This is a genomic window from Pseudomonas sp. FG86, from assembly GCF_057808775.1.
In genome coordinates, this window is record NZ_JBMDIS010000039.1 from 36927 (window position 1) to 62579 (window position 25653).

26 protein-coding genes are annotated in these 25653 nt (G+C 61.2%); 13 read left to right on the plus strand and 13 right to left on the minus strand.

Annotation, left to right across the window (positions count from 1 at the left end; genetic code table 11):
* Nucleotides 1-12 precede the first annotated feature (12 nt).
* From tssC to tssA, 3 genes are read right to left on the minus strand one after another with little or no spacing between them, the layout of a single operon-like run.
* The gene (gene tssC, locus ACODSV_RS22200; RefSeq protein ID WP_150054550.1) at nucleotides 13-1488 is read right to left on the minus strand and encodes a type VI secretion system contractile sheath large subunit; all 1476 of its coding nucleotides are present in this window, start codon (nucleotides 1486-1488) and stop codon (nucleotides 13-15) included.
* A gap of 26 nt (nucleotides 1489-1514) precedes the next feature.
* Complete coding sequence (gene tssB / locus ACODSV_RS22205; RefSeq protein WP_069076343.1) at nucleotides 1515-2012, minus strand: type VI secretion system contractile sheath small subunit; 498 nt, start codon at nucleotides 2010-2012, stop codon at nucleotides 1515-1517.
* A gap of 34 nt (nucleotides 2013-2046) precedes the next feature.
* On the minus strand, nucleotides 2047-3600 hold the full coding sequence (gene tssA / locus ACODSV_RS22210; RefSeq protein WP_150054551.1) for a type VI secretion system protein TssA: 1554 nt from the start codon (nucleotides 3598-3600) through the stop codon (nucleotides 2047-2049).
* A 477-nt stretch (nucleotides 3601-4077) separates the two neighbouring features.
* Between tssA and ACODSV_RS22215 the strand changes: the two genes are divergently transcribed.
* Complete coding sequence (locus ACODSV_RS22215; RefSeq protein ID WP_024075957.1) at nucleotides 4078-4593, plus strand: Hcp family type VI secretion system effector; 516 nt, start codon at nucleotides 4078-4080, stop codon at nucleotides 4591-4593.
* A gap of 53 nt (nucleotides 4594-4646) precedes the next feature.
* Here ACODSV_RS22215 and ACODSV_RS22220 read toward each other — a convergent pair whose 3' ends face one another.
* Complete coding sequence (locus tag ACODSV_RS22220; protein WP_102624757.1) at nucleotides 4647-5468, minus strand: aldo/keto reductase; 822 nt, start codon at nucleotides 5466-5468, stop codon at nucleotides 4647-4649.
* A 106-nt stretch (nucleotides 5469-5574) separates the two neighbouring features.
* Between ACODSV_RS22220 and ACODSV_RS22225 the strand changes: the two genes are divergently transcribed.
* On the plus strand, nucleotides 5575-6069 hold the full coding sequence (locus tag ACODSV_RS22225; protein ID WP_150054552.1) for a DUF1543 domain-containing protein: 495 nt from the start codon (nucleotides 5575-5577) through the stop codon (nucleotides 6067-6069).
* An 81-nt stretch (nucleotides 6070-6150) separates the two neighbouring features.
* Here ACODSV_RS22225 and ACODSV_RS22230 read toward each other — a convergent pair whose 3' ends face one another.
* Together ACODSV_RS22230 and dapF are read right to left on the minus strand one after the other, a co-directional pair.
* Complete coding sequence (locus tag ACODSV_RS22230; RefSeq protein WP_150054553.1) at nucleotides 6151-7362, minus strand: TPM domain-containing protein; 1212 nt, start codon at nucleotides 7360-7362, stop codon at nucleotides 6151-6153.
* A gap of 113 nt (nucleotides 7363-7475) precedes the next feature.
* Nucleotides 7476-8285 carry a diaminopimelate epimerase gene (gene dapF, locus ACODSV_RS22235; protein WP_150054554.1) on the minus strand — a complete coding sequence of 270 codons (810 nt, stop codon included), beginning with the start codon at nucleotides 8283-8285 and terminating at the stop codon, nucleotides 7476-7478.
* A 78-nt stretch (nucleotides 8286-8363) separates the two neighbouring features.
* Here dapF and ACODSV_RS22240 point away from each other — a divergent pair, with 78 nt between their 5' ends.
* On the plus strand, nucleotides 8364-8882 hold the full coding sequence (locus ACODSV_RS22240; RefSeq protein WP_150095188.1) for a P-loop nucleotide/nucleoside kinase family protein: 519 nt from the start codon (nucleotides 8364-8366) through the stop codon (nucleotides 8880-8882).
* On the opposite strand, the gene ACODSV_RS22245 is transcribed toward ACODSV_RS22240, so the two are convergent.
* Nucleotides 8860-10464, minus strand: coding sequence for a L,D-transpeptidase family protein (locus ACODSV_RS22245; protein WP_069076338.1), 1605 nt, complete (start codon nucleotides 10462-10464; stop codon nucleotides 8860-8862). The genes ACODSV_RS22240 and ACODSV_RS22245 overlap by 23 nt on opposite strands.
* Before the next feature lie 39 nt (nucleotides 10465-10503).
* Between ACODSV_RS22245 and ACODSV_RS22250 the strand changes: the two genes are divergently transcribed.
* Together ACODSV_RS22250 and ACODSV_RS22255 are read left to right on the plus strand one after the other, a co-directional pair.
* A complete protein-coding gene (locus tag ACODSV_RS22250; protein WP_150054556.1) occupies nucleotides 10504-11217 on the plus strand; it encodes a murein L,D-transpeptidase catalytic domain family protein in 714 nt (237 codons plus the stop codon).
* 29 nt (nucleotides 11218-11246) lie between these two features.
* Nucleotides 11247-11993, plus strand: coding sequence for a creatininase family protein (locus ACODSV_RS22255; RefSeq protein ID WP_024075965.1), 747 nt, complete (start codon nucleotides 11247-11249; stop codon nucleotides 11991-11993).
* A 67-nt stretch (nucleotides 11994-12060) separates the two neighbouring features.
* On the opposite strand, the gene ACODSV_RS22260 is transcribed toward ACODSV_RS22255, so the two are convergent.
* Nucleotides 12061-12402 carry a hypothetical protein gene (locus ACODSV_RS22260; protein ID WP_024075966.1) on the minus strand — a complete coding sequence of 114 codons (342 nt, stop codon included), beginning with the start codon at nucleotides 12400-12402 and terminating at the stop codon, nucleotides 12061-12063.
* Between the two features lie 36 nt (nucleotides 12403-12438).
* On the minus strand, nucleotides 12439-13083 hold the full coding sequence (locus tag ACODSV_RS22265; RefSeq protein ID WP_024075967.1) for a hypothetical protein: 645 nt from the start codon (nucleotides 13081-13083) through the stop codon (nucleotides 12439-12441).
* A 134-nt stretch (nucleotides 13084-13217) separates the two neighbouring features.
* On the opposite strand from ACODSV_RS22265, the gene ACODSV_RS22270 reads away from it, so the two are divergent.
* Nucleotides 13218-13484 (plus strand): hypothetical protein, encoded by a 267-nt coding sequence (locus tag ACODSV_RS22270; protein WP_150054557.1) that lies wholly within the window; start codon nucleotides 13218-13220, stop codon nucleotides 13482-13484.
* Here ACODSV_RS22270 and yfcF read toward each other — a convergent pair.
* Entirely contained in the window at nucleotides 13459-14091 is a 633-nt protein-coding gene (yfcF, locus tag ACODSV_RS22275; RefSeq protein ID WP_024075969.1) for a glutathione transferase, read from the minus strand. The genes ACODSV_RS22270 and yfcF overlap by 26 nt on opposite strands.
* 112 nt (nucleotides 14092-14203) lie before the next feature.
* Nucleotides 14204-14740: a DUF924 family protein gene (locus tag ACODSV_RS22280; protein WP_102624767.1), complete on the minus strand. Its 537-nt coding sequence runs from the start codon at nucleotides 14738-14740 to the stop codon at nucleotides 14204-14206.
* Nucleotides 14741-14902: 162 nt separating this feature from the next.
* Here ACODSV_RS22280 and ACODSV_RS22285 point away from each other — a divergent pair, with 162 nt between their 5' ends.
* Nucleotides 14903-16057, plus strand: coding sequence for an acetyltransferase domain-containing protein (locus ACODSV_RS22285; RefSeq protein WP_150054559.1), 1155 nt, complete (start codon nucleotides 14903-14905; stop codon nucleotides 16055-16057).
* Nucleotides 16058-16283: 226 nt separating this feature from the next.
* Here ACODSV_RS22285 and yiaY read toward each other — a convergent pair whose 3' ends face one another.
* The gene (yiaY, locus tag ACODSV_RS22290) at nucleotides 16284-17432 is read right to left on the minus strand and encodes an L-threonine dehydrogenase (RefSeq protein WP_024073946.1); all 1149 of its coding nucleotides are present in this window, start codon (nucleotides 17430-17432) and stop codon (nucleotides 16284-16286) included.
* A 123-nt stretch (nucleotides 17433-17555) separates the two neighbouring features.
* On the opposite strand from yiaY, the gene ACODSV_RS22295 reads away from it, so the two are divergent.
* Nucleotides 17556-18572: a DUF4917 family protein gene (locus tag ACODSV_RS22295; protein ID WP_150055167.1), complete on the plus strand. Its 1017-nt coding sequence runs from the start codon at nucleotides 17556-17558 to the stop codon at nucleotides 18570-18572.
* A gap of 63 nt (nucleotides 18573-18635) precedes the next feature.
* On the opposite strand, the gene ACODSV_RS22300 is transcribed toward ACODSV_RS22295, so the two are convergent.
* On the minus strand, nucleotides 18636-19163 hold the full coding sequence (locus ACODSV_RS22300; protein WP_150055166.1) for a helix-turn-helix domain-containing protein: 528 nt from the start codon (nucleotides 19161-19163) through the stop codon (nucleotides 18636-18638).
* A 159-nt stretch (nucleotides 19164-19322) separates the two neighbouring features.
* On the opposite strand from ACODSV_RS22300, the gene ACODSV_RS22305 reads away from it, so the two are divergent.
* From ACODSV_RS22305 to ACODSV_RS22325, 5 genes are all read left to right on the plus strand, one after another.
* Nucleotides 19323-20105, plus strand: a complete 783-nt coding sequence (locus ACODSV_RS22305; protein ID WP_150055165.1) for an aldolase — start codon at nucleotides 19323-19325, stop codon at nucleotides 20103-20105.
* 27 nt (nucleotides 20106-20132) lie between these two features.
* A complete protein-coding gene (locus ACODSV_RS22310) occupies nucleotides 20133-21005 on the plus strand; it encodes a dihydrodipicolinate synthase family protein (RefSeq protein WP_150055164.1) in 873 nt (290 codons plus the stop codon).
* A 385-nt stretch (nucleotides 21006-21390) separates the two neighbouring features.
* The gene (locus ACODSV_RS22315; RefSeq protein WP_024073941.1) at nucleotides 21391-21930 is read left to right on the plus strand and encodes an RNA polymerase sigma factor; all 540 of its coding nucleotides are present in this window, start codon (nucleotides 21391-21393) and stop codon (nucleotides 21928-21930) included.
* Nucleotides 21927-22895, plus strand: a complete 969-nt coding sequence (locus tag ACODSV_RS22320; RefSeq protein ID WP_150056537.1) for a FecR family protein — start codon at nucleotides 21927-21929, stop codon at nucleotides 22893-22895. The genes ACODSV_RS22315 and ACODSV_RS22320 overlap by 4 nt, the downstream gene beginning before the upstream one ends.
* Nucleotides 22896-23019: 124 nt before the next feature.
* Nucleotides 23020-25578 carry a TonB-dependent receptor gene (locus ACODSV_RS22325; protein WP_150056536.1) on the plus strand — a complete coding sequence of 853 codons (2559 nt, stop codon included), beginning with the start codon at nucleotides 23020-23022 and terminating at the stop codon, nucleotides 25576-25578.
* The last annotated feature ends 75 nt before the right edge of the window (nucleotides 25579-25653 follow it).

Genomic DNA, 25653 nt, shown 5'->3' on the forward strand with positions numbered 1-25653 from the left:
CCTGGTGCCTGCTCATTCTTTGTCGAGCTTGCCGACCAGGGACAAGGTGAAATCCGCCCCCATATACTTGAAGTGAGGTCGCACACTGAGGTTGACGCGGTACCAGCCAGGTTCCCCGTCGACGTCACTGACGACAATACGGGCGGCTCGCAGCGGACGCCGGCCGCGCACTTCGGCGCTGGGGTTTTCCTGGTCCGCCACGTATTGGCGAATCCACTTGTTGAGCTCCAGCTCAAGGTCGGTGCGCTCCTTCCACGAGCCCAGTTGCTCGCGCTGCAGCACCTTGAGGTAATGGGCCAGCCGGTTGACCACCATCATGTACGGCAACTGGGTACCCAGGCGGTAGTTCAGCTCGGCCTCCCTGCCCTCGGCGCTGGTGCCGAAGTACTTGGGTTTCTGCACGGAACTGGCGGAGAAGAACGCGGCATTGTCACTGCCCTTGCGCATGGTCAGGGCAATAAAGCCTTCCTCGGCCAGCTCATATTCGCGACGATCGGAAACCAGCACCTCGGTAGGAATCTTGGTTTCGATTTCGCCCATGCTGTGGAAGTGGTGCAACGGCAGGTCCTCCACCATGCCACCGCTTTGCGGACCGATAATGTTCGGGCACCAGCGAAACCGGGCGAAGCTATCGGTCAGGCGCGTGGCGAACGCGTAGGCAGTATTGCCCCACAGATAGTGTTCGTGGCTGTTGACCACGTTTTCCTGGTAGGCAAAGGTCTTGACCGGGCACTCCGACGGGTCGTAGGGGGTGCGCAGCAAGAACCGTGGCACGGTAAGGCCGATGTAGCGGGCATCTTCGCTCTGGCGAAAGCTCTGCCACTTGGCAAACTGGGGGCCTTCGAAATGATCCTTGAGATCCTTCAGGTCGGGCAGCCCGGTAAAGCTTTCCAAGCCAAAGAACCCCGGCCCGGCAGCCGCGATAAACGGCGCATGGGCCATGCAAGCCACGCTGGAAACGTACTGCATCAGCTTGACATCCGGCGCGCTGGGCGAGAGGAAGTAGTTGGCAATGATGGCGCCTACCGGCTGGCCGCCAAACTGACCGTATTCGGCACTGTAGATGTGTTTATAGAGCCCGGACTGGTTGATTTCCGGCGAGTCTTCAAAATCATCCAACAGGTCCTGCCGCGCGACATTCAGCAGTTCGATCTTGATGTTCTCGCGAAAATTAGTGCGATCGACCAGCAACTGCAGGCCCTTCCACGCGGCTTCAAGCGCCTGGAAATCCGGGTGGTGGAGAATTTCGTCCATCTGCTGGCTGAGCTTGGCATCGATTTCGGCGATCATCCGATCGACCAGGCGTTTCTTGACCGGCTGACCGCTGTTGTGCGGTTTGACCAGCTCTTCGATAAACGCCGAGACCCCGCGCTTGGCGATGCCATACGCCTCGTCGTCAACCGTCAGCAGCGTCTGGGCAATAATGTTGTCAAGGATGCCGCCGTTGTCATCCGTTGATGTGGCCAGCGGTTTATGTTGTGCGCTCATCGTTCAGTGTCCTTTTCCTGAAAAAGTCATACGGTGGAACTGCCCAGCCCCAACTCGGCCAATACCCGTGCACGGGATTCATCATTGGCCAGGGCTTGCTCGATGGCCTTGCGAAAGCTCGGCGTATTCCCCAGTGGCCCCTTGAGTGCCATCAACGCTTCACGTAGCGTCATCAGCTTTTTCAGTTCGGGAATCTGCTCCACCAGGCTTGCGGGGTTGAAGTCCTGCATCGAATTGATCCGCACCTGTATGCCCAGCTCTTCAACGTCGGGCGCGTCCTGGAGGCGATTGGGCACGCTGAGCGTCAACTCCAGCGCTTGCTTGGCCAGCACCTCGTCCAGGGTGTTCTTGTCGATACTGATCGGCTTGCGGTCTTCCAGCTTGCGCAAGTCCTCACGCTGGGTGAAATCCCCCAGCACCAATAACTTCAACGGCAGTTCAACTTCTTCCTGTGCGTCTCCAACGGCAGGTTTGAAGGTGATGTTGATGCGTTCCTTGGGTGCTACCGAACCTTCTTTGGCCATGGTCTATCTCCTTTTTTTCGAGCGGCTCGAAAGCCTATTCAAGTACCGTTTCCAGGTCGAAGTGGCACAACCTGCGATGGGTATCTTCCTTGCGCTCCCGCACGGCATGGCTTTGTGGCAACAGGTCGCAGCAGCGATACAGCAACTGCGCCACCTGCAGCGCCAAGCCAGGCTCCCAACGGTCCAGCCCCGCCTGCTGCAGTTCATGATCCAACTGTTCAAGCTGGATTCTCGCCAGCTCGTACTTGCCGGCCAGTACACACAACCGGGCCTGGGCCAAACGCCAATGGAAGCGCGCTCGCTCGCCGCGAGCGGCATGCAGGCCCTGTCTGAGTTCCCCGACGGCCGCCTTGAGCCCGTCCTTGCGCAAGCGTGGCATGACGTCCTGCAACGCCCTCTCCCACGGTTCGGCGTCGGCATCGATCGATATCTGCGAGGGTGAGGTTCTTTGCAGATGGCGATTCACCTGCAGCGCAATCCAGTCGCGAGTCGCGGCATCCGCAAACGGAGCGCCGTCGTGAAAGCAGAACCCGAGGAGGTTCGGCAGGCGTTGCAACAACAGGGCGAGGCTGACTTCCACCTCGGACATAGCCAGATGAGCCTGCAGCGCCTCGAGGCACTCCCACTGCATGCGCAAACCGTCGAACCAGAACATCGCACTGGCCAGGCTCGCTTCAAGCTCAAGCACCAGATCGGCGTAATGGCCTCGGGCAAAACGCTCCTGGTAACGGTTGAGCTTGTCGGATGTGGGGCCACGCAGGCTGGTGATCCCTGCACTGTCGGCGTCGGGGTAACTGACCAGGGGCAGCCAGGCCAGCGTACGGCCCAGGCGCAACGCGCGCAGGTCTGTAGCGTCCTGGCGCAGCCACCAGGTACACAATGGGCGAGCCTGGTCCTGCAGGGTGCGAAGTCGCTTATGTGCGTCTTTTTCGTTATCGATAGCAGCTTCCGGCTTGAGCAATTGAGTCGCTGCCTGCTTGACCTGTGCAACGACCGCCGTCACACCGGCCGGCTCGGGACCGCATTGCGCCGTGCGCGCCAGGCGCTCTGATAATTGCCTGCGAATCGGCAGAAGGAGTGGCGCGTCGCTTCCCAGGCATGCGCTCCAGCATTCATCCAGGCTGGAAAGGTGTTCAAGGATGGCTTGGAACAGGGGTTGCTGATCCGCGATTGCAAGGGTTTGCGCAAACAAGGGCTCAAGGCGCAGCACCAGCCAGCCGAAAGCTGCGCCACGGGTACGCATCTTGGCGGGGTGGACAGCCGCCCAATGCTGTTCGCAAAGATGACGCAGCAGGCCCAGGCCTGCCAGCAAACCAGGAAAAGATTCACGCTGGTACAACGCCCAGGTCAACCATGCCGCGACCCGCAAATCCTTGGAATGCTGACGCAGCACGCCTTCGCTGATGACCCTGACGAGCTGCCAGTCTGGCTGGCTGCCGCCGTGGATCGATTGGGCCTTGGCCAGCTCGGTTTCAAGGGCTTCATATTCGCTGGAGAAGCGCACTTCACTGCCGGCATAACTTGCGTCTGAACATGGCGTTCGGGCGACCTCAAGGTAATAAGCGCAAAGCGTGTCTGAGTAAATCATTTTTAACCGCGCACGATTATCCAAGATAGGACCGGCGAACTAACTGCGTATTGGCTGCGCACCAGTAAGCCATGAAGCTTCGTGAAAAACGTAACGAAGCGAGCGAACATTAGTCACGCAAAAAACATTCAGCAAGCAACATGCGCCTACTTAAGGAATTTCCTACAATCACCATAAAACCTGGCCTGCGCAGCAATTTGCGCAGTTTAATCCGTTGCAAAACACCCTGACTGCTCGCGCTTCATTGATTAGAGCGGCTCAAACATAACAGGCAACTAATTGCGCACTTAAGCGCAAATACAAGCCATTAATATCGCTCCCGCCTCCCCGCAACTTATAAAATACAAGCACACGCCACATCGAACCCCTTATTTCATTGGAGTTCAAACTTTCAGGCACGCTTCTTGTTATAGGGGTTTTGCCCATCCGGCCCGTCGCCGAATGGAACTCCCGATCAATAAGGCAAGGAAACCCGACATGCCAACACCCGCGTATCTTTCTATTACCGGTGTCAAGCAAGGTTTGATAACGGCAGGCACTTTTACCCAGGACTCGGTAGGTGGCATTTACCAGGAAGGTCATGAGGACCAGATTCTCGTGCAGGCGTTTGCTCACCAGGTAATCATTCCCCGCGACCCGCAGTCGGGCCAACCCACGGGGCAGAGGGTGCATAAACCGTTGATGATCAGCAAGGTCTTCGACAAGTCATCGCCGTTGCTCTTCAGCGCCCTCACCAGCGGCGAAGAGGTCAAGTGCCGACTGGAGTGGCTGCGGACCTCAGCGGCAGGCACGCAGGAGCACTACTTCACCATCGAACTCGAAGGGGCGACCATCGTCGACATCCAGTCGCGCATGCCCAATTGCCAGGACCCGGACAACGCGCATTTCACCCACCTCGAAGACGTCTACTTCAGCTATCGCAAGATCACTTGGACACATGAGGTCTCCGGTACATCCGGCTCGGACGACTGGCGCAGCCCGGCGGCCGGCTGACCCGGCCTGATGCGCAAACGGCTGCCAGGGACGGCGCCGTTTCTGCGCGACACTCAGACCATCGCCAGGGGGTGCTTGCGCTTGGGCGCGCCGAACACCCGGTCGATGGCCTCCAGATCGTGTTCATCCAGCACCAGGTTCGCGGCGCTGGCGTTAAGGCGCACGTGTTCGGGCGTCACGGCCTTGGGGATGGCAATCACCCCCTCCTGGCGCAACACCCACGCCAAGGCCACCTGGGCAGGCGTGACCTCATGAAGGTGAGCGATGTGCTTGAGCGTCTGGCTGGATAGCAGCCCACCCCCCTGGGCAATCGGACAATAAGCCATCAATGGCAAGTGATGCTGTTGCCACCATGGCAGCAGGTCGAATTCGATACCGCGCTCTTCAATGTTGTAGAGCACCTGGTTGGTGGCGCAGGCCGGGGAAGCAAGTTCCTGCAGGTCGGCGACATCGAAATTGGACACGCCCCAGCGGCCGATTTTGCCGGCTTCGCGCAGCCGCTCGAAGGCCTCGACCGTTTCTTCAAGCGGATACTGGCCGCGCCAATGCAGCAGATACAGATCGATGTAATCAGTCCCCAAGCGCCGGAGGCTGGCCTCGCAAGCACGGGGGACACCCTTGTGGCTGGCGTTATGGGGGTAGACCTTGCTCACCAGGAACACCTGGTCACGCTTGCCGCGAATGGCCTCACCGACCACCTCCTCGGCCCCCCCTTCGCCGTACATTTCGGCGGTATCGATCAGGGTCATGCCCTCGTCGATCCCCAGTTGCAACGCGGCGACTTCGGCGCGGCGCTGGTCGGGGTTCTCGCCCATGCGCCAGGTTCCCTGGCCGATGACAGGGACGGGAACGCCGGCCAGATCAATGGTTCGCATGACAATCTCCTGATGAGTTCGCGGGTTAACAGTGTGGCATTGGCCGGACAAAAGGGTTCAATCGAAGTATGGTTGCCCTTTGCCAAGCTGCCAGGAAGGACCTGCAATGCTGTTTGTCGTGATGCTCGGGGGCAAGCACCCACGCGCCCGGATCGAAGTCCATGATGTGGTATTCGCCGTGGCGGATACGTTGGAAGGCACTTACCCGCAATTGCGCGACGCCTGGTTTGGCAGCCCCAAGGGTGTGCATATCGATGCCTGGATGGCCGTGGAGGGTGTCGATGGCTGGACAGTCGAGCTCAGCCCCCTGGCACCCCAGGCCGGGGCGCAACATCTGTATTTCATCAACCTGGGCGGCTATGAAGCCCACAGCTTTGGCGAAGCCCATCACTACCTGCTGGTGGTCGCGCCCAACAAACAGGCAGCCAAAGCCAAGGGTCAGCAGCAGATGCTGCGCCATTGGTCCCAGGCTCACACCGACGGGGTATTGGATATCGATGACTGCCTCCCCATCGACCTGGTGGACGGCCGCTATGTCCACCTTGTGCAGGGGCCGCACCGGCCAATCGTGCAGCAGAACGACTATATCGTGCTGCCCTGATCGCCGTGCTGGCTCACCTAAGGACGTGCACTGCAACTGCCGGAGCTCTCACCCAAGGTCGATGGGCTACGCGACTCGCGATCACCAACTGCCGGACGCCCCACCGCCGCCGCTGGAACCGCCACCCCCCGACGAACTGCTGCTGGAACTTGAGCTGCTGGCGCTCGAACCGGAACCGCTGCCCGAGCTCGATCCCGACCCAACGCTGGCCTTGCCAAAGATAAACAGCGCCACGAATGAGGCAATCGGGATCGCAAACAGCCAGCCATCACGCCCGCGCTCGAACAGCAAGCCCGCCGCCACGTACACCGCCACCGCCGCCAGCGCTCGCGCAACACATCCCACGCGGCTGCGTTTCCAGGCCTCTTTCATGATGACAAACAGGATCAGGTACATCCCCAGCACCACCAATGCGCCCAGGGGAAACGCCAGCCAGTGGATGAAATCGACATCCACGTAACGATCCGTCACCACCAGCCCGGCAATGTAGGCCAGCAGGCCCAGCACGCCATAAAACACCGTGCGCGCCATCCACAATGCACCGAATGTGGCACCGCCGATCAGCAGGGTCAGCGGTAACAACAGTAGGTACACCGGCCAATCCCGACCACCGGCGAACACCGCCAGCAGCACCGTCACCGCAACCGCGACCACCAGCGCCCGGCGCCAGGGCAGCTTGCCGGCGCTGATCAACACGCCGCCGATGGCGCCCACGATGAACGCCAGCAATACCGCGATTGCCGGAGGCGGCAGCCCCGGGCTGGCCACCTTCGGCAGGTCGCCCCCCTCGACCAGCACGCTGAGGTCGTCCACACCCTGTTGGATACCCCTCGCGTAGTCGCCCTGGCGAAACGCCGGGGTGATGTGTTCTTCGATGATGCGGTGGGCCAACAGGTCGGTGACGGTACCTTCCAGGCCATACCCCACTTCGATGCGCACCTTGCGATCATCCTTGGCCACCAGCAACAGGATGCCGTCGTTGACGTCCTTGCGCCCCAGCTTCCAGGAGCGGAACAGTTGGTTGGTGAAGTCTTCGAGGCTGTCGCGGCCGGTGCTGGGTACCAGCAACACGGCTATCTGCGCGCCCTTGCGTTGTTCGAGGGCCGCGAGCTGGTCGGTCAGGCGGCGGATGGCCGTCGCATCGAGGGTATTGGTCAGGTCGATCACGCGCTGGTCCAGCGCGACCTTGATCGGGCTCGCAGGTGCCGTGTCGGCCTGGGCGGTGCTGATCAACAGGGTGACAGCCAGCAGGGCCAGCAGACTCAAGGCGGATCGCCGCAACCACAGCATCATGTTTTGTTACCTGAAGTGTCTTCCTTGGGCTGCCGACTTTACCCTATCGGCGCTAGACCGGGTGCAGCCCATGGCGTTGAGGCCCCAAATGAACCTGTCGGTACTCGGCACGCCTACACCGGAATCGCGTACACCGTGCCTTGCATGATCGGCTCCACACGCCCGGTCAACAGCACACCACCCTGCCCGTCCCACTGCACGGTGAGCGTGCCGCCGTCGCAGTGCACTTCAACCGTATCGTCCAGCAAACCACGGCGGATACCATTTACCACCGACCCGCAGCAGCACGACCCGGAACCCAGCGGTACACCGCCGCCCCGCTCCCAGATGCGCAGGCGGATATGGCGGCGATCCAGTACCTGGACAAAATGAACATTGGTCCTGGCCGGGAATAACGGGTGAACTTCCAGGGCGGGGCCCAGCGCTTCGACGTCGACGGCAGCGATATCCTCGACAAAGAACGTGCAGTGTGGATTCCCCATGCTGCACGCGGCCGGGCTGCCTTTGATCGGCAAGGTTCGGGTATCCAGCGGCTCGGCGAGCGGCACTGCGGCCCAGTCCAGCGATGGCGCGCCCATATTGACCGACACCCGCTGCCCCGCCACCCGCACGCACGTCAGCAACCCGCGCTCAGTGCGCAATACGATCGAATCGGTGCCGGTTTCCTGCATCAAGCGGTCGGCCACCCCCCGAGTGGCACTGCCACAGGCCTCAAGGGGCGTGCCATTGGGGTTCCAGAACTTGATACGCGCAGCGGCATCGGCGCAGTCGAGCACCACGGCCAGTTGGTTGAAACCGATACCGGTGTGGCGATTGCCCAGGCAGCGGGCAACCTGCGCGGTGATCGGGTCGTCCTGGCCACGGCGGTCGATGATGATGAAATCATCGCCATGAGCATGCATTTTCACGAACGGCAAGGTCATGCTGGGCTCCTAGGGTCGACCGGTGGGTGAACAGGAGGATACCCTGAACCGGCCCTCCAGACTTATCGAGACCGAACCATGCTTATCGTCTTCAGCGGCCTTCCCGGAACCGGAAAGACCACCATCGCCCGTGAACTCGCGCGCCAGACTCGCGCGGTTTACCTGCGCATCGACGTGATCGAGCAGGCGATTCGCAATGCCGGCGTGCTGGCGGCAGATGTGGGCGCGAGCGGCTATGGGGTAGCCAATGCGCTGGCGCTGAGTCATCTGCAACTGGGTCATACGGTGATAGCCGATTGCGTGAATCCGGTCCGGGAAAGCCGATCTGCATGGGCGAACGTGGCCACGCAGGCTAGCGTGGACGTGCTCGACATCCAGGTGATCTGCTCTGACCCACAGGTCCATCAACGCCGCGTGGAAACCCGCGCAGGCGACATCGCCGGCCTGGTTCCGCCCACCTGGCAGTCGGTCCTGGACCATGAGTATGAGGCTTGGGATGAAGCGCCATGGACCCTCGACACGGCGCTGCTGACGGTGAACCAGGCCGTCACCCTGGTGATTGCGCGCCTCGCGTCTACAGGGCTTGGGAACCCATAGCCTTCATCAACACCAGATCGCGCCCGTAGATATCCGGCGCATACACCAGCCCGCCCTGGCGATCCACTTCCACCGTCCAGTAGCCCAGTAACACCGGCACCGGCGTGGCCAGTCGGAATTCATGGGTCACACCCGTGGCCAGCAATTCATCGGTGCGAGCACGTTCCGCCGGCGTCACCAGCAGGTCGCGCAGCAGCAGCGGTTGCTCGACCCGCACACAACCGGAGCTGAACGCGCGCGGGCCTTTGGTGAACAGTGGCTGGCTGGGGGTGTCGTGCAGGTACACCGAATACGGGTTGGGGAAGCGCATCACGATCTTGCCCAACGGGTTGCGCGGGCCGGCTTCCTGGCGCAGCAGGATGTTGCCGGGGCGTGCCCAGTCGATCTGTTCGGGGGCCAGCGGGTGGCCTTCGGCGTCGAGCACTTGCAGGTTCTGCTGGCGCAGGTACTCGGGGTTGAGCCGAATCGCCGGGAGTTTGTCCTCACGCATGATGGTCGGCGGGATGGTCCAAGTGGGGTTGAGGGTCAGCCGGGTGATGCGCGATTTGAGCAGCGGTGTCTGGCGCTCGGCACGCCCGACTTGCAGGCGGGTTTGCCACACGGGAATGCCGCTCTGGTAAACGCTCAGTTGTGCGGCGGCCACGTTGACCAGCACGCCCTCGGGTTCCAGGTCCTGGCTCAGCCAGCGAAAGCGCTCCAGGTTGATGCGCAATTGTTCGCGACGAATCGCTGGGCTGATATTGAGTTCGGCCACGGTGCCCGCGCCAATCACGCCATCGGATTGCAAGGAGTGGCTGAGCTGGAAGGCTTTGACGGCCGTGACCAGTTCATCCCGGTATTGCCTGCCGTTGCCGGCGGGAGCCTGGGCCAGGTAGCCGCCGCTGTATAAGCGCCGCGCCAATTCTGGAACCCGTGGGTCTTCCATGCCGGGGCGCAGCAACGGGCCGCTGGCGACCGCTTCCCAGTGCGGCAACGGTTGTTGGCGCGCCGTGGAGTAAACATTGCGCAGGCTGCGATACAAGTCGGCGCTGGGACGGGCCTGGTCAAACGCCTGGGCCATATCGTGCAGGCCGGTGGCGGCAAACCCCAGCACTTCGGTGTTGGGGTCACGGGCGGGAGGCTGGGCATGCCACAGCGGTTCGAAGCGCGATTGTTGCAGGCGCCCGTAGTGCAGGTCTTGCAAGGCTTGCAGGTACTGGCGGCTGGTGTCGATATCGTTGCACAGCACGTTCGCCGTGGCATTCGCCGGGGGCAGGCTATAGTGGGTGGGGTCCAGGCCGTCATCGGCCAGCATCAGCAACTGAGATTGCAGGGCCTGGCGGCGTTCGTCGGCGGACCACAGCGGTACATCACCCTGCTGCTGGTAGAACGCCTGCAGGCGCGATTGCGCGGCGGCGTCGATCCGGGGGGCAAGTTCGGGGCAAACCCCAGGCAACTGCGCAAGGGCCTGCTGTATGGGGGCCGAGTTGACCGGACTGGGCGCCGTCACTGGCAATGAATCCACCATCAGCGCGTCGGCTGTCGCGACCAATGGTGCAACGAGCAAGCAAATGCTCACGTAATATGCGTGTTTTTTGAACAATGGCTTTGCTCCAATCCACAGCGGGGGGATGTACTGTAGATGCTGACTTTTATGTGCCGTCTCGGCCTTATCACTGTGAGCCTGGCAATGTTGAGCAGTGTTGCGCTCGCCGCCAATGGCAATCCTCCTTCCTTGTATAGCAGCCTGGCGCGCTCGGCTCCAGAACTCAATCCCACTGTGCTGAAAAGCGCCCTGAGCGCCGTGCAGTGCGCGGTCAATAATGGCGAGGAACGTTCCGAGCGCCTGGCTGTGATTGACTATTCCCAACCTTCGACCGCCCGTCGGCTGTGGATCTTCGACTTGCGCAAGAAAACCCTGGTGCTGCGCGACCTGGTGGCCCATGGCGCGAAGTCCGGGGAAAACTTCGCCACCCAATTTTCCAATCGCGAGGGCAGCCACCAGTCCAGCCTGGGGCTGTTCCGCACCCAGGAAAGTTACCTCGGCACCCATGGCTACTCGCTGCGCATGGATGGCCTGGAGCCGGGCTTCAATGACCAGGCCCGCGACCGCGCGCTGGTGATTCATGCCGCCGACTACGTAAGCCCGCTGTGGAGCAAGCGCGAAGGCCGTATCGGCCGCAGCCAGGGGTGCCCGGCAGTGCGCCCGCAGGTAGCACGCCAGGTCGTGGATAAACTCAAGGACGGTCAGTTCATGTTCTCGTGGTATCCCGACCAGCGCTGGTTGAAGTCCTCGACGTACCTCAACTGTAAACCCCAACAGGTGGCAAGTAGTCGTACAATCCGTGGCGGCTAACCTGTCCCACCGATAAAAGAGAGCGTCGCATGCTGCTACATAAGTCCACCTGGATCGAGATCGAGCAGTTCCTGGAGCGCAGTCGCACGGTAGTGATCCCCATCGGCTCCAACGAGCAGCACGGCCCCACGGGCCTGCTCGGCACCGACTGGATGTGCCCGGAGATCATCGCCCATCAAGCGCAAGAGAACGCCGACATCCTGATCGGCCCGACCTTCAATATCGGCATGGCCCAGCACCACCTGGGCTTCCCCGGCACCATCTCTCTGCGCCCTTCCACCTTTATTGCCGCGATTGGCGACTGGGTGCGCTCGCTGGCCGGGCATGGTTTCGAGAAGATCCTGTTCCTCAACGGCCACGGCGGCAATATCGCCACGATTGAAGCGGCCTTTTCCGAGCTGTACGCCGAAGCCAGCTACGCCCGCCGCCCGGCCGGGTTCGCGCTGAAGCTGGTGAACTGGTGGGACCTGGAAGGCGTCAACGACCTGGCCCATCGGCAGTTCCCGGTAGGTCATGGCAGCCATGCCACGCCGTCGGAAATTGCGGTGACGCAGTGGGCTTATCCGGAGTCGATCAAGACTGCCGCGTATTCGCCGCAGATCGCCAATACCGGGCCGATCCGTGAAGCACTGGACTTCCGCGCCCGCTTCCCCGACGGGCGCATGGGTTCCGACCCGGCCCTGGCGACGGTGGAGAAAGGCGCAGAATTGGTGGCGTTGGCGGCTCAAGGGCTGGTCAAGACGGTCGACAGCTTCAGCCACGAAGCAAAACCCTAGGCGTTACATCAATCAGACTGCGGGAGGGGGCAACCCCCTCCCACGCAAGGTCTTGCGTGATCAGTGATTACTGGCATTCCTTGGCGGCCAGTTCGAGGCGCGAAGGGGTGATGGTCGACGCCAACGGCTTGCGCTCATACAGGAACACCTTGGTGCTGTCCTGGGACTTGTAGGCTTCCAGCACATCATCGGCGGCGATCTTGCTGGTCAGCACCACCTTGGCGTGGCGCGAGTTCTGCGTCACGGTCGAGGTGATGTCGTGCTTTTCAAGCTTGGGCAATACACATTGCACATAGCCTTCGGGGGTTTTGGCGGTTTGCAGGGTCAAGCTCGGCGAATTCGGCGCGGAGACACAACCGGCCAGCAACAAAGAAGCGACAGCCAGAACCGGTACAAAAAAAGAGCGCATACAAAATCCTGAAAAATAGAAAAGGAAAAATTTACATCAACCTGCTTGGACCAGCGCCTTGAGCGATGCATCAAACTGCTTCAAGGCATCTTGTTGCACATCTCGCTGCTGCTCGATCTGCGCCGCAATCTCCGGCGCGGCCTTGTCATGCACCCACACCGACGGCACTTGCTTGTGCACCGAACCTTCGGCCTTGGCGATGTATTGCAGGTTCGCATCATAGAACCGCGCAATAAACCGCGCCTCGACCTGGTCGTTTTGCTGGGTCAGCAACTGGTTATGGGTATCGAGCATCACCACCACATCAGGATGAGCCTGCACCAAGGCATCCAGGCTGTCGTAGAACGTCACCGACAGGAAGGTACCTTGCAGCGAGTTCATCAACCAGTCGATCGCCAGTTCAGGGTCGGAGCTGTTAACGAACGCCTCGCGGATACGTGCATCAAGGCTGCCCTTGGCACCGTTCATGGCCATCGTGTGGTAGCGCTCAAGGTAGTTGAGGTTGTCGAGCGTATTTTCGCTGTACAGCACCCCAACCGACTGCGTGCGGCGCAGAGAGTCTACGCTAGCGTCGATAGGTAGCAAATGGCTGCTACGCAGGTCATCGGCAATTGCCGGGGTGGTCATGCCCACAACCCCCAGCATCAGGGTCATCATAGCCAGCTGGATAAACGTCCTCATCGCGCGATTTCCTTGAACGGCGTGTCGATGGGGATGATTTTCCGCTTTTCATGAAAAAACAGAACTTGCGATCTTCGATGGTGACTATCATCTGAACCGATAGTGCTGAACATAAAATTTATAAGGACCATGCCATGAAGCCCCACCAGAAAACCTTCGACCGGATCCGCGATGCCGTATTGCCGGAGTTTCGCGATCGGGTCGCCGATTACCTGGTTGACTATGAACAGGTGCTGCAGAACCCGATGGCCGACCCGGACCACGTCTATGCCAGTGCCCAGCAGCTACGCGGTTACCTGCGCGGCTTGAACACCACGCGGGTCCTGGGCATGGCCGATTGGGAAGAGTTGGACCGCCGCGTGGCGCAGGAATGGCCTAAAGCACGGGTCTTGGCAGATTGACCCAGGCTTGCACCGAGGGGCGCTGCCACTGGCGCCGGGCATAGTCCACCAACTCGGCAGGTACGCTGTCACCGTTGAGGATCAGGCGGTTGAGCATCACTGCAAGGTCTACGTCGGCAATCGACCACTCCCCGAACAAGTACGGCGGGTTCCCCGCCAACAACACCTGCGCCGCGTCGATCAACTTGCGCGCGGCGGCTTCGGCCGGCGCTGACAACGGCGGCATCGCTTGCCCGTAGAACACCACCAGCGTCGAACGCTCCTGGCGAATCGGCAGCAAATCGCTGCGCAACCACGCCTGCACCTGCCGCGCCCTCGCCCGCTGCTTGGGATCAGCCGGGTAGACCGGCGTCTCGGGGTAAGCCTGCTCCAGGTACTCGCTGATCGCGGACGATTCCGACAAGGCAAAGTCGCCCTCCACCAGGGTCGGCACCCGTTGGGTCACAGACAACTGGGCAAAGTCCTCCGCCTGGTTGTGCCCGGCGTCCAGGTCGAGGGTGACCATGTCGAAGGCCAGGCCTTTTTCGCGCAGGGTGACAAACACCGACATCGCATAGGGGCTGGTGAACAGCGAATCAACGTAAAGACGCAACGGACCTTGGCTCATGGGACGATCTCCTTGGATGAGCCCCCACGCTACGAGATGCGCCGCCATAAAGACAATGCAGGGTTTTTATGGGGGCATTCCCGACAGGAATAACAGCGCGACGGGCCGTCGATCAGCCGGCGAAACCACCGGCCTTGAGGAAGGCGTGCTCCGCGTCGGTGGTCTGCCTGGCCAGCACGTCATTGCGATGGGGAAAGCGCCCGAACCGCTCGATGATGGCGGCGTGCTCCTTGGCCCAGCGATAGGTGTTGGCATCCAGTGCCTGGTTCAGGGCCAGGGAGCGTTGCTGATCCTGCGGGTTTTCCGAGTGTTCAAACGGCAAGTAGCAGAACGCGCGCAACGCGGGTTCGATCAATTGATCCAGCCCCGTGTCGACGATGCGCTGGGCATACAGGCGCGCCAACGGGTCGGTGGCGAACATATGCGCGGTTCCCCGAAAGGCATTGCGCGGGTATTGATCGAGCAGGATCAGCAAGGCCAGGCCGCCCTCCGCTGTGTCCAGCCAGCCTTCCAGCTCGCGCCGGGCGGCTTGCAGGTGGGTGGCGCGGAACGTGTCGCCAAAGCTGGCATCGAAGGCCGCGTCCTTGGCGAACCAGCGCTTGGGGCCGGCTTGCTGCCAGAAAGCGATGACGGATTGCGGGGTGTGGATTACCGCGTTGTTGCGAGTACTCACGTTCAGCCTCTCCATTGCTTGTGTGCCTCACAGTGAACCAGAAGGACTGCGTGGCTGAAACCTTAACCGTCAGCAGCGCAGGCATTTGCGTTATAGGATAACATCCAGTTTTTTCGCCCGGCCCTGTGATTTCTGCTTATGACCGACACTGTTCCCCTGCGCCAACGCCTGCTCTCCATCGACGCCCTGCGCGGCCTGGTGATCCTGTTCATGCTCCTCGACCACGTACGCGAAACCTTCCTGTTGCACCGCCAGGTCACCGACCCGATGAGCCTCGACAGCACCGAGCCTGCACTGTTCGCGAGCCGCACCCTCGCCCATCTGTGCGCGCCGGTGTTCGTACTGCTCACCGGGCTGTCCGCCTGGTTGTACGGTCAGAAATACACGAGCCATCGCGATGTGTCAGCGTTCCTGTTCAAGCGTGGGCTGTTCCTGGTGGTGCTGGAATTTACCCTGGTCAACTTCGCCTGGACCTTCCAGCTGCTGCCCAGCGTGATCTATCTGCAGGTGATCTGGGCGATCGGCATCAGCATGATCGCCCTCGCCGCGCTGGTCTGGTTGCCGCGCCCGCTGTTGATCGCGCTGGCGCTAGTGATCATCGGCGGGCATAACCTGCTGGATGGGTTGCACTTCGATCCAGGCTCGGCGCTGCATGTTCCGTGGACGATCCTGCATGAGCGCAGTTGGATTGAAGTGTCCGACACCCTGCGCCTGCGCACGACCTACCCGGTGCTGCCGTGGATCGGTGTGATTGCCCTGGGTTACGGCCTGGGCCCGTGGTTTGCCAATGCCGCATTGCCGGCCGTGCGCCAGCGCCATTTGCTGTTCGGCGGTGTGGGTGCGCTGGCGGGGTTCGTGCTGTTGCGTGCGCTCAATGGCTATGGCGAAAAGCCCTGGCAGGTGTATGACAGCGGCATGCAGACGCTGATGAGCTTTTTCAACGTGACCAAGTACCCACCTTCGCTGCTGTTCCTGGTGTTGACGTTGGGGGTTGGGCTGTTGCTGTTGCTGGCGTTTGAACGCGCGGGGCATCGACGCTGGATCAACGTGTTAGCGGTGTTTGGTTGCGTGCCGATGTTCTTTTATCTGCTGCATCTTTATGTGCTGAAAGTGCTGTATATCGCCTGTGTGGTGCTGTTTGGCTTGAACCATGGCAACTACTTTGGCTTCGACAGTATCGGTGCGGTGTGGCTGATGGCGCTGGTATTACCCCTGGCGCTCTACCCGCCCGTGCGCTGGTTCGCCGGGCTCAAGGCCCGGCGCCGCGACCTGGCGTGGCTCAAATACCTCTGACCTGGCACCGATCCAAAGGTGGGAGGGGGCTTGCCCCCGATAGCCATGGGTATCTACGCAACTTTCAGACCTTGAGAACTCTCCCTGTGGCGAGCGGGCTTGCCCCGCGTTGGGCTGCGCAGCAGCCCCAAAACCTCAGGCCGCGGTCCATCTGAAACAGCGCGGTGATCTTAGTGGGGCTGCTGCGCAGCCCAACGCGGGGCAAGCCCGCTCGCCACAGCAAGGATCAGAATGCGCTGCGGAAGATCTCCTCGATCTGACGCTGATCAGCCCGTCGTGGGTTGGTCAGCCCACAGGCATCCTTCAATGCATTGGCCGCCAGCAGCGGGATATCCTGCAACTTGGCCCCCAGCTCACGCAGGCCCGCTGGGATTTCGACGTCCAGGGCCAATGTACGAATCGCGGCAATGGCAGCCTGGGCGCCCTCTTCCGCACAGCCCCCCTTGATGTCCGCGCCCAGTGCACGGCCGACATCGCTCAGGCGCTTGGCGCTGACGCTGGCATTGAAGCTTTGCACATGGGGCAGCAACACCGCGTTGCACACGCCGTGGGGCAGGTCGTACAGGCCGCCCAGTTGGTGAGCCATGGCATGCACGAACCCCAGGGAAGCATTGTTGAAGGCCATGCCGGCGAGGAACTGGGCATACGCCATGTTTTCCCGCGCGGCTTTGTCAGTACCGTCGCGTACGGCCAGGCGCAGGTTGGCGCTGATCAGCTCGATGGCCTTGATCGCGCAGGCGTCGGTGATCGGCGTAGCGGCCGTGGATACGTAGGCTTCGATGGCGTGGGTCAACGCATCCATGCCGGTGGCGGCGGTAAGCCCCTTGGGCATGCCGACCATCAGCGAAGGGTCGTTGACCGACAGCAGCGGCGTGACGTTGCGGTCGACGATGGCCATTTTCACGTGGCGGGTTTCGTCGGTGATGATGCAGAACCGGGTCATCTCGCTGGCGGTGCCGGCGGTGGTGTTGATGGCCACCAGTGGCAGTTGCGGCTTGCTGGATTGGTCGACCCCTTCATAGTCGCCGATATGCCCGCCGTTGGTGGCGCACAGGGCGATACCCTTGGCGCAGTCATGGGGCGAACCACCGCCCAGGGACACGACAAAATCGCAGGCACTTTGCTGCAACAGCGCCAGGCCTTTCTCGACGTTTTCCACATTGGGGTTGGGCTTGGCGCCATCGTAGATGACCGAGTCGATGTCCTGCATCGCCAGTTTCTCGGCGATCATGCTGGCCACGCCGGCCTTGGCCAAGCCGGCGTCGGTGACGATCAGGGCCTTGCGAAAACCGTAGTTGCGGATGGCAACCATCGCTTCGTCGAGGCAATCAGTGCCCATGATGTTGACGGCGGGAATGAAGAAGGTACTGCTCATGGCGAATCCTCAGAGGCGTTATGCCGACAGAATCCACTGAGAGCGCATGGTGCACCTTGACCAGGATCAACCCTCGCTCATGATAAAGTCTGCGTCCAGCCGATTTCGAGTAGACCCACCGCGATGAAGGATTTCCAGGATATTGACGCCCACCTTGAAGACTGGAGCGCGCTGCGCAGCACCATCGACTTCAGTGGGATTCTGATCGGCAACGGCGCCAGCCGGGCGATTTGGGAGGACTTTGCCTACGACTCGCTGTTCGAAAACGCCCGCACCGTCGAAGAAAAACCCCTGAGCCAATCCGAGCTGAGTGTGTTCGACGCCCTGCAAACCCGCAGCTTCGAACAGGCCCTGGGCGCCTTGAAAACCACCAGCCGGGTCAACAAGGCCCTGGCCGTCAGCTCGGCGGCGCCGCGCAATCGCTATTACGCAATCAAGGAAGCGCTGATCAACACCATCCACGCCGTGCACATCCCATGGCGCCTGGTGCAGCCGTCGACGCTGGCGACGATCAACGCCGAGCTGGCCACCTACCCCACGGTCTTCACCAGCAACTACGACCTGCTCAACTACTGGGCGATCCTGCACACGCCGGGCATCGACGACCTGTTCCGCAGCGCCGACGCCAGCTTCGACCTGCGCAATACCCGCACCGATGCCCCGCGCATCCTCTACCTGCACGGCGGCCTGCACCTGGTGCGCAACCTCGACGGCACCGCGCGCAAATTGCCGAGCACCGACAGCACCCTGCTCAGCAGTTTCGCGATCAACAACACGATCAAGACCCTGGACGATGTGCCGTTGTTTGTCAGCGAAGGCAAGGTGCAAGAGAAGCTCAAGACCATCCGCAGTTCGGATTACCTGTCGTTCTGCTATGAGCAGTTGCTCACCCATGCCGGCGCGCTGTGCATCTTCGGCCACGACCTGGGGCCGCAGGATAAACACCTGGTGGATGCGATTCGCCAGGCCAGCCCGACCACTCTGGCGATCTCGGTGTCGGGACGCAGCGACGGGTTCATTCGCCAGCAGAAGCGGCGGTATTCGGAGTTGTTTGACGGCAGCGGCGTGGAGCTGAAGTTTTTTGCGGCGCGCACGCATCCGTTGGGTCATCCAGCACTGTCGGTACCGGTGGAACGCTGAGCAACCTATGGGAGGAAGCTGGCCCCCCGCCCACATTGATCGCCTTTCAAGCCGTCAGCGCGGTCACTCTTCAGCGCTGTGCACCACCACCAACAACTGTGCCTGCACATCCCCCACCGAGCGAAGCCGATGGGGCTTCTGTGCATTGAAATGCAGGGCATCGCCCCGCTCCAGGATCACCCGTTCATTCATGAAGTCCACTTCCACCTGGCCTTCATGCACGAACAGGAATTCCTCCCCCACGTGTTCCTTGAAGGTCTTGTCGGTGAACTCCGCCGGCGGGTAAATGATGAAAGGCAACAGGCTGCGTTCACTGACCTGATGGGCCAGCACCGCATAACCCGGCGCGGTGTCGGGCCGCTCATGGCTGCGCACCAGGCTGTAACTGTCGAGACTGACGCTGTCTTCGCTGAACAGTTCTTCCACTTTCACGTTCAACGCCTTGGCCAGTTTCAACGCAGCGGCAATCGACGGTGTGTTGAGCCCGCGCTCGACTTTCGACAGATAACTCTTGGTCATCCCGGATTTTTCGGCCAGGGTTTCCAACGTCACGCCGAGTTTTTTTCTCAATAATTTCAAACGGATAGACATGCGCTGCGGTTAATCCATGCAGAAAGCGAAGAGCTGTGCTTGCTAATGACACAAAGTGTCATATAGCATCTTTAGTGTCATTTGCCTCACCCAACGACCTTGCGAGCAGCGGGGGACCAGCAAATCCGACGTCCATTGAACCACCCAAAGGACACCGATATGGCCAAGACATTAGCACTCCCCAAAGACCAACTGGTCAAGCAAGCGCTGATCCAGATGCAAAACACCCTGGCGGATAATACGTGGACCGACCGGCAAAAGCTGGCGCTCACATGTCGCATCCTCTTCGAATACGGCCACGACTCCGGCCTGGCCGGGCAGATCACCGCGCGCGGGCCCACGCCTGGCACCTATTACACCCAGCAACTGGGCCTGGGCTTTGACGAAATCACCGCGAGCAACCTGCTGCTGGTCAACGAAGACCTCGAGGTGCTGGAAGGCCACGGCATCCCCAACCCGGCCAACCGTTTTCACACCTGGGTCTACCGTGGAAGGCCGGATGTGAACTGCATCATTCACACCCACCCGACGTACATCGCCGCCCTGTCGATGCTGGAAGTGCCGCTGCAGGTATCCCATATGGACCTGTGCCCGCTGTACGAGGACTGCGCGTTCCTGGAAGCCTGGCCAGGGGTGCCGGTGGGCAATGAAGAAGGGGAAATCATCACCACGGCACTGGGTGACAAGCGCGCGATTTTGCTTTCGCACCACGGCCAGTTGTCGACCGGGGCAAATATCGAGGAAGCCTGCGTGATCGCGCAGTTGATCGAGCGTGCGGCCAAGTTGCAATTGCTGGCGATGGCCGCCGGCACCCTCAAGCCGATCCTGCCGGCATTGGGACGCGAGGCCCATGACTGGATCTCAAAGCCCAAGCGTCATGGCGCTGCGTTCAATTACTACGCCCGGCAGAACCTGCGCAAGCACGCCGACTGCCTGAATTGATTGCCCTTTTTCGACCGGAGACCTCCCATGTCCAGCCCAACCATTCACGGCATCATCGGCTACACCATCACCCCATTCAGCACCGACGGCCAACGCATTGACCTCGACGCCCTGGGCCGCTCCATCGACCGCCTGATCGCCAGCGGCGTGCATGCCATCGCGCCTTTGGGCAGCACCGGTGAAGGCGCTTATCTGAGCGAGGCCGAGTGGGACGAAGTCAGCGCCTACAGCCTGCAAAAAGTCGCCAGGCGCGTGCCCACGATTGTCAGCGTGTCCGACCTGACCACCGCCAAGGCCGTACGCCGCGCGCGTTACGCCGAGGCCCATGGCGCCGATGTGGTGATGGTGCTGCCGGCCTCGTACTGGAAACTCAGCGAGGCGGAAATCCTCGCCCACTACGCCACGATTGGCGACAGCATCGGTTTGCCGATCATGCTCTACAACAACCCGGCTACCAGCGGCACGGACATGTCGGTGGACTTGATCCTGCGCATTATCAAACAGGTCGCCAACGTCACCATGGTCAAGGAGAGCACCGGGGATATTCAGCGCATGCACCAGTTGCACCAGCGCAGCGACGTGCCGTTCTACAACGGCTGCAACCCGTTGGCACTGGAAGCCTTCGCGGCCGGGGCCAAGGGTTGGTGCACGGCGGCGCCAAACCTGATCCCGCAACTGAACCTGGATTTGTATGCGGCAGTGTTGGCCAATGACCTGGGCAAGGCGCGCGAACTGTTTTATCGGCAGTTGCCGTTGCTGGAGTTCATCCTCAAGGGCGGGTTGCCGGCGACGATCAAGGCCGGGTTGCGCTTGACCGGATTGGAGGTGGGTGATCCCCGCTTGCCGGTATTCCCGCTGGGCGAAGCCGGAATCGAACAGCTGAAAACATTGCTGCGCTGACGCCGCGATCCAATGAGGGAGGGGCTTGACCCAGTGCCAGTCAATTAAGAGATAGAACGAGCAAACCGTAACCTGTGGCGAGCGGGCTTGCCCCGCGTTGGGCTGCGAAGCGGCCCCAAAACCTGGCGATTTAATATGCCTGGATAAACGCGGTGGCCTTATTGGGGCTGCTTCGCAGCCCAACGCGGGGCAAGCCCGCTCGCCACAACAGGCCCGCTCGCCACGACAAGCGCGCTCACCACAACAAGCTCGCTCGTCACAGTTACAGTGTTCCTCCTCAACTGACTGGCAAGCCCCCTCCAACATTTTAAATAGAGACAAATGATAATGATTCTCGATAGAATTCACGACTTTTCCACGTCGTGCTTCGTCAAGAAGGATATCCATGTCTCGTCCCAAGCCCGACCCGTTGTCGGCCGATGCCTTTCGCGGGTTTTATGCAGACATTCTGTATTTCCTGCGCAAACGCACGGACAACGCCAGCGACGCGGCCGACATGACCCAGGATGTCTTTACTCAGTGGCTGGACTACCGCGACCGGGCCAAGGTCGAGCAGCCACGGGCGTTTCTGTTCCAGATGGCGCGCAACCTGCTGCGCGATCATTGGCGCAAACAGAAGGTACGACAAACCGTCCACGCCGATCAGGCCGAAAAGGATGCCGAGCCGGTCATTGACGAGCAGAACGACCCCATGGTCGCCGCACAACGCCTGCAACGCCTGGAACAGTTGAAAGAAGTCCTCGCCGAGCTCTCGCCGCGCAGGCGAGAAGCCCTTATGCTGCACCGCTTCGAAGGCCTGAGCCAGGTACAGATCGCCGAGCGCATGGGCATTTCGACCAGCATGGTGGAAAAGCACATCGCCTTTGCCCTGCTGCATTGCAAGCGACGCCTTCAACCCGACCTCGGCACGGAGCAGCCCGAATGAACCGCCTGAGCGACATCGACGCCCTGGACATCGAAGCGAGCGACGCCATCGATGCCCAAGCCGCCAGTTGGTTTGCACGCAACCGTAGCGATGCGGGGCGCGCCGACCGCAAGGCTTTTGCCGCCTGGCAAGCCGTGCCGGCCCACGCCCGCGCCTATGCCGAATTCGAGCAGCTGTGGGCGGACCTCGCCCAGTTGCAGCAACGGAGCAAACCCGTGGCGCTGCCCCCGCGCAAACCAGCCTTCTGGCGCCCGGCCCTGGCCGCCGCCGCCGCCGTGCTCTGTGCCGTACTGGCCACGCATCTGGGTGCACCGCGCGAGTTGTATCACAGCCAGGTCGCGGCCCACGCCAAGGGCGTGCGTACCCTGGACCTGCCCGATGGCAGCACCTTGTATATGAATGCCAACACCCGCCTGCGCGTCGACTTCACCGCCTACCAACGCATCATCCATTTGGACAAGGGCCAGTTGTATATCGAGGTCGCTGCTGACAAGGAACGGCCGTTGTTCGTACAAGCCGGCGAAGCGAATGTGCGGGTGGTGGGCACGGCTTTTGATGTGCGCCGCAGCCCGCAGCAACTGGTGGTCAGCGTCGCCCATGGCCAGGTCGCCTTCGAGCCGGACGCCAAAAACGCCGTCACCTTGCTCGGCGCCCAGCAACGCGCCATCTACCACTACGCCAAGGGCACCGTGCAGCAACAACCCCTCACGTCCGAAGACGTGGCCGACTGGCGCAGTGGACACCTGTCGTTCCGCAACCGCGAGCTGGCCAGCCTGATCGATGAACTGAGCCTTTACCGCCCGCAGGCACCGTTGCAGGTGAGCAATGCAGTGGCACACCTGAAGGTCTCGGGCAATCTCGATGTGAATGATCCAGACGCCTTACTCAATGCCCTGCCCGCCCTGCTGCCGGTAAAAGTCATGGCTTCAGCCGATGGCGTGATAAGCATTGAGCCGAGCAAATAATACAAAAACCGTACTTGAGAATATTTTGCATTTGCACGTGTGGTTTTTTTAGCCTGCCCCGTCTTCCTCCCGACTGTGTTTGATACGCACACCTTTTTGGCTATTTGGCCACCCGGGGGATTTCATGTTTCGCGCGCCTTGCCACGCTTCGCACCTGTTGCTTCAACCGACCCTGCTTGCCACCTGCCTGGCGTTCAGCCTCACTGCCCAGGCCGAGTCGTTCACGCTACACCTGCCGGCCCAGTCGCTGGCCACGTCACTGAGCGAGGTGGCGCAGCAGACGAAGATCCAGCTGCTGTTCGATGAAACACTGCTCAAGAACGTGCAGGCACAGGCCCTCAATGGTGACTTCACCCCGGAAGTGGCGATCCGCACCCTGCTGGCCCCTGGTGAGTTCACCCTGATCAAGGTCGGCACTACCTACGTCGTACGCCCCGATACGGGCAAGACTACCCAGAGCGGCGCGATCCAGCTGGACACCTTGAGCGTGATCGGCACGGGCAATGAAGTCGACTCCAGCACCGTGAACCGCTCCACCCTGAGCCAGGCCGACATCGACCGCTACCAAGCCAATAACATCCCCAGCCTGCTGCAGACCCTGCCTGGGGTCAGCCAGGGTGGCTCGCTGAAACCCGGTGGCCAGACCATCAACATCCGTGGTTTCGGCGATGCCGAGGATGTACCGATGACCGTCGACGGTGCCACCAAGAGCGGCTTCGAGCGCTACCAGCAAGGCACGGTATTTATCGAACCCGAGCTGATCAAAAGCATCGAGGTCGAGAAAGGCCCCAATTCGCCGTTTACCGGCAACGGCGGTTTTGGCGGCACGGTCAACATGACCACCAAGGACGCCCCGGACTTGCTCAAGGACGGTCGCAACAGCGGTGCGATGCTCAAGTACGGTTACTCCAGCAACGACCATGAACAGGTCTATAGCAGCGCCGTGTATGGCCGCACCGACGATGGCCGGTTCGATGCGCTGGCTTACCTGACCCAACGCGACGGTGGTGACATGAAGGTGGCCGCCAAGCTGCCCAATGAGAACAACCAGTACCCGATCAACCCCCAACGCCTGCCTAACACCGCCCAGGACGTGGACGGCAAGCTGTTCAAGGTCAATGCCCACTTCACCGATGAACACAGTCTCGGCCTGTCGTACTCGCGTTCCCACAGCAATCGCTGGACACCCTTTTCCGCCGCGAGCTACCCGACACCGCCGACCCAGGCCAACATCAACCGCTACGGCTACGAAGGCGCGTTGAAGCGCTTTCTGGCACACCGCGACACCGTCGACACCACCTGGTCGGGCAAGTATGAATACCAACCCTTGGACAACCCGCTGGTGGACTTGACCGTCAAGTACTCTCAGTCCAACACCGAGCAGACTGACGAGCGCGACGCCACGGCGTTTTTCCAGTTGGCCACGGGTGGGCGCAAGATGGACACGTCCTACACCGACAAGAACCTCGACATCCGTAACGTCAGCCTGTTTGACACCGGGCCGTTGCAGCATGCGGTGACTATCGGTGGGCAGTTGCGCAAGCACATCCGCGAAACCGAGATGTGGATGCCAGGCACCACCTACAACACGCCACGCTACAACTATGGGCACTTTCAACCGGGCTTCATGCCCCACGGCAAGGTGGATACCAACAGTTTCTTCATCCAGGACGCGGTGACCCTGGGCGATGTGACGATCACCCCGTCGCTGCGCTACGACCATGTACGCAATCGCGGCGAGGCCAACGATGCACCGTACTACAGCAACCCCGACCCCGCCGTCGGCCATGACTACAGCGACCGCACCTACACCGGCTGGTCGCCGCGCCTGGCGTTGTTCTGGACGGTGACCCCGAACGTCGGCCTGTTCGCCAACTGGAGCCAGACCTGGCGGGCGCCAGTGATCGACGAGCAATACGAAGTGCAGGGCCTGGGCAACCGCACAGCCACCAGCGTCGACCTCGACCCGGAGCGCATCACCTCGATCACCCTGGGTAACATCACCCGCTTCGACAACCTGATCGCCCAGGACGACAACCTGCAACTGCGCACCACTCTGTTCCACAACAAAGTCGAAGACGAAATCTTCAAGGCCACGGGCGTGGGCTGCCAGAACCAGGCCATCAACGGCGGCACAATTGCCAACGCTTGCCCACCGGGGGCGATGTCCAACTACCGCAATATCGGCGCGCTGACCATCAAGGGCTTCGAGTTCGAAACGATCTATAACTCCACCTACCTGTTCGGCTCGGCATCGTTCGCCTATGCCACCGGCCAACACGAGGGTGCCTATACCAACCCTTGGGGCCCGGATGTGGCGGCCCGCGATATTCCGCCGACCAAGTGGGTGCTGGTGGTGGGGACCCACATCCCGGCCTGGGATGCCCAGGTGGGGTGGACGGGGCAGTTCATCGGCGCAACCACTCGCCTGCCCAGCGACAAATACTCCGGCGGCCCCGGCAGCAGCGTCGGCGACTTGTTCTACGACCAGTATGGCAATAAGCGCTACAACACCCAGGGCCTGTTCGCGAAATGGGCACCGCAACAGGCTTACCTGAAAGGCACCGAGGTGAACTTCACCGTGGACAACCTGTTCAACAACAACTTCCGTCCGGCGCTGAGCGGTGATCGTGCCTACACCAAAGGGCGCGATGCCAAGATCAGCGTCACACGTTTCTTCTGAAGACTGGCACTGTAACTGTGGAGAGCGGGCCTGTTGTGAAGAGCGGGCCTGTTGTGGCGAGCGGGCTTGTTGTGG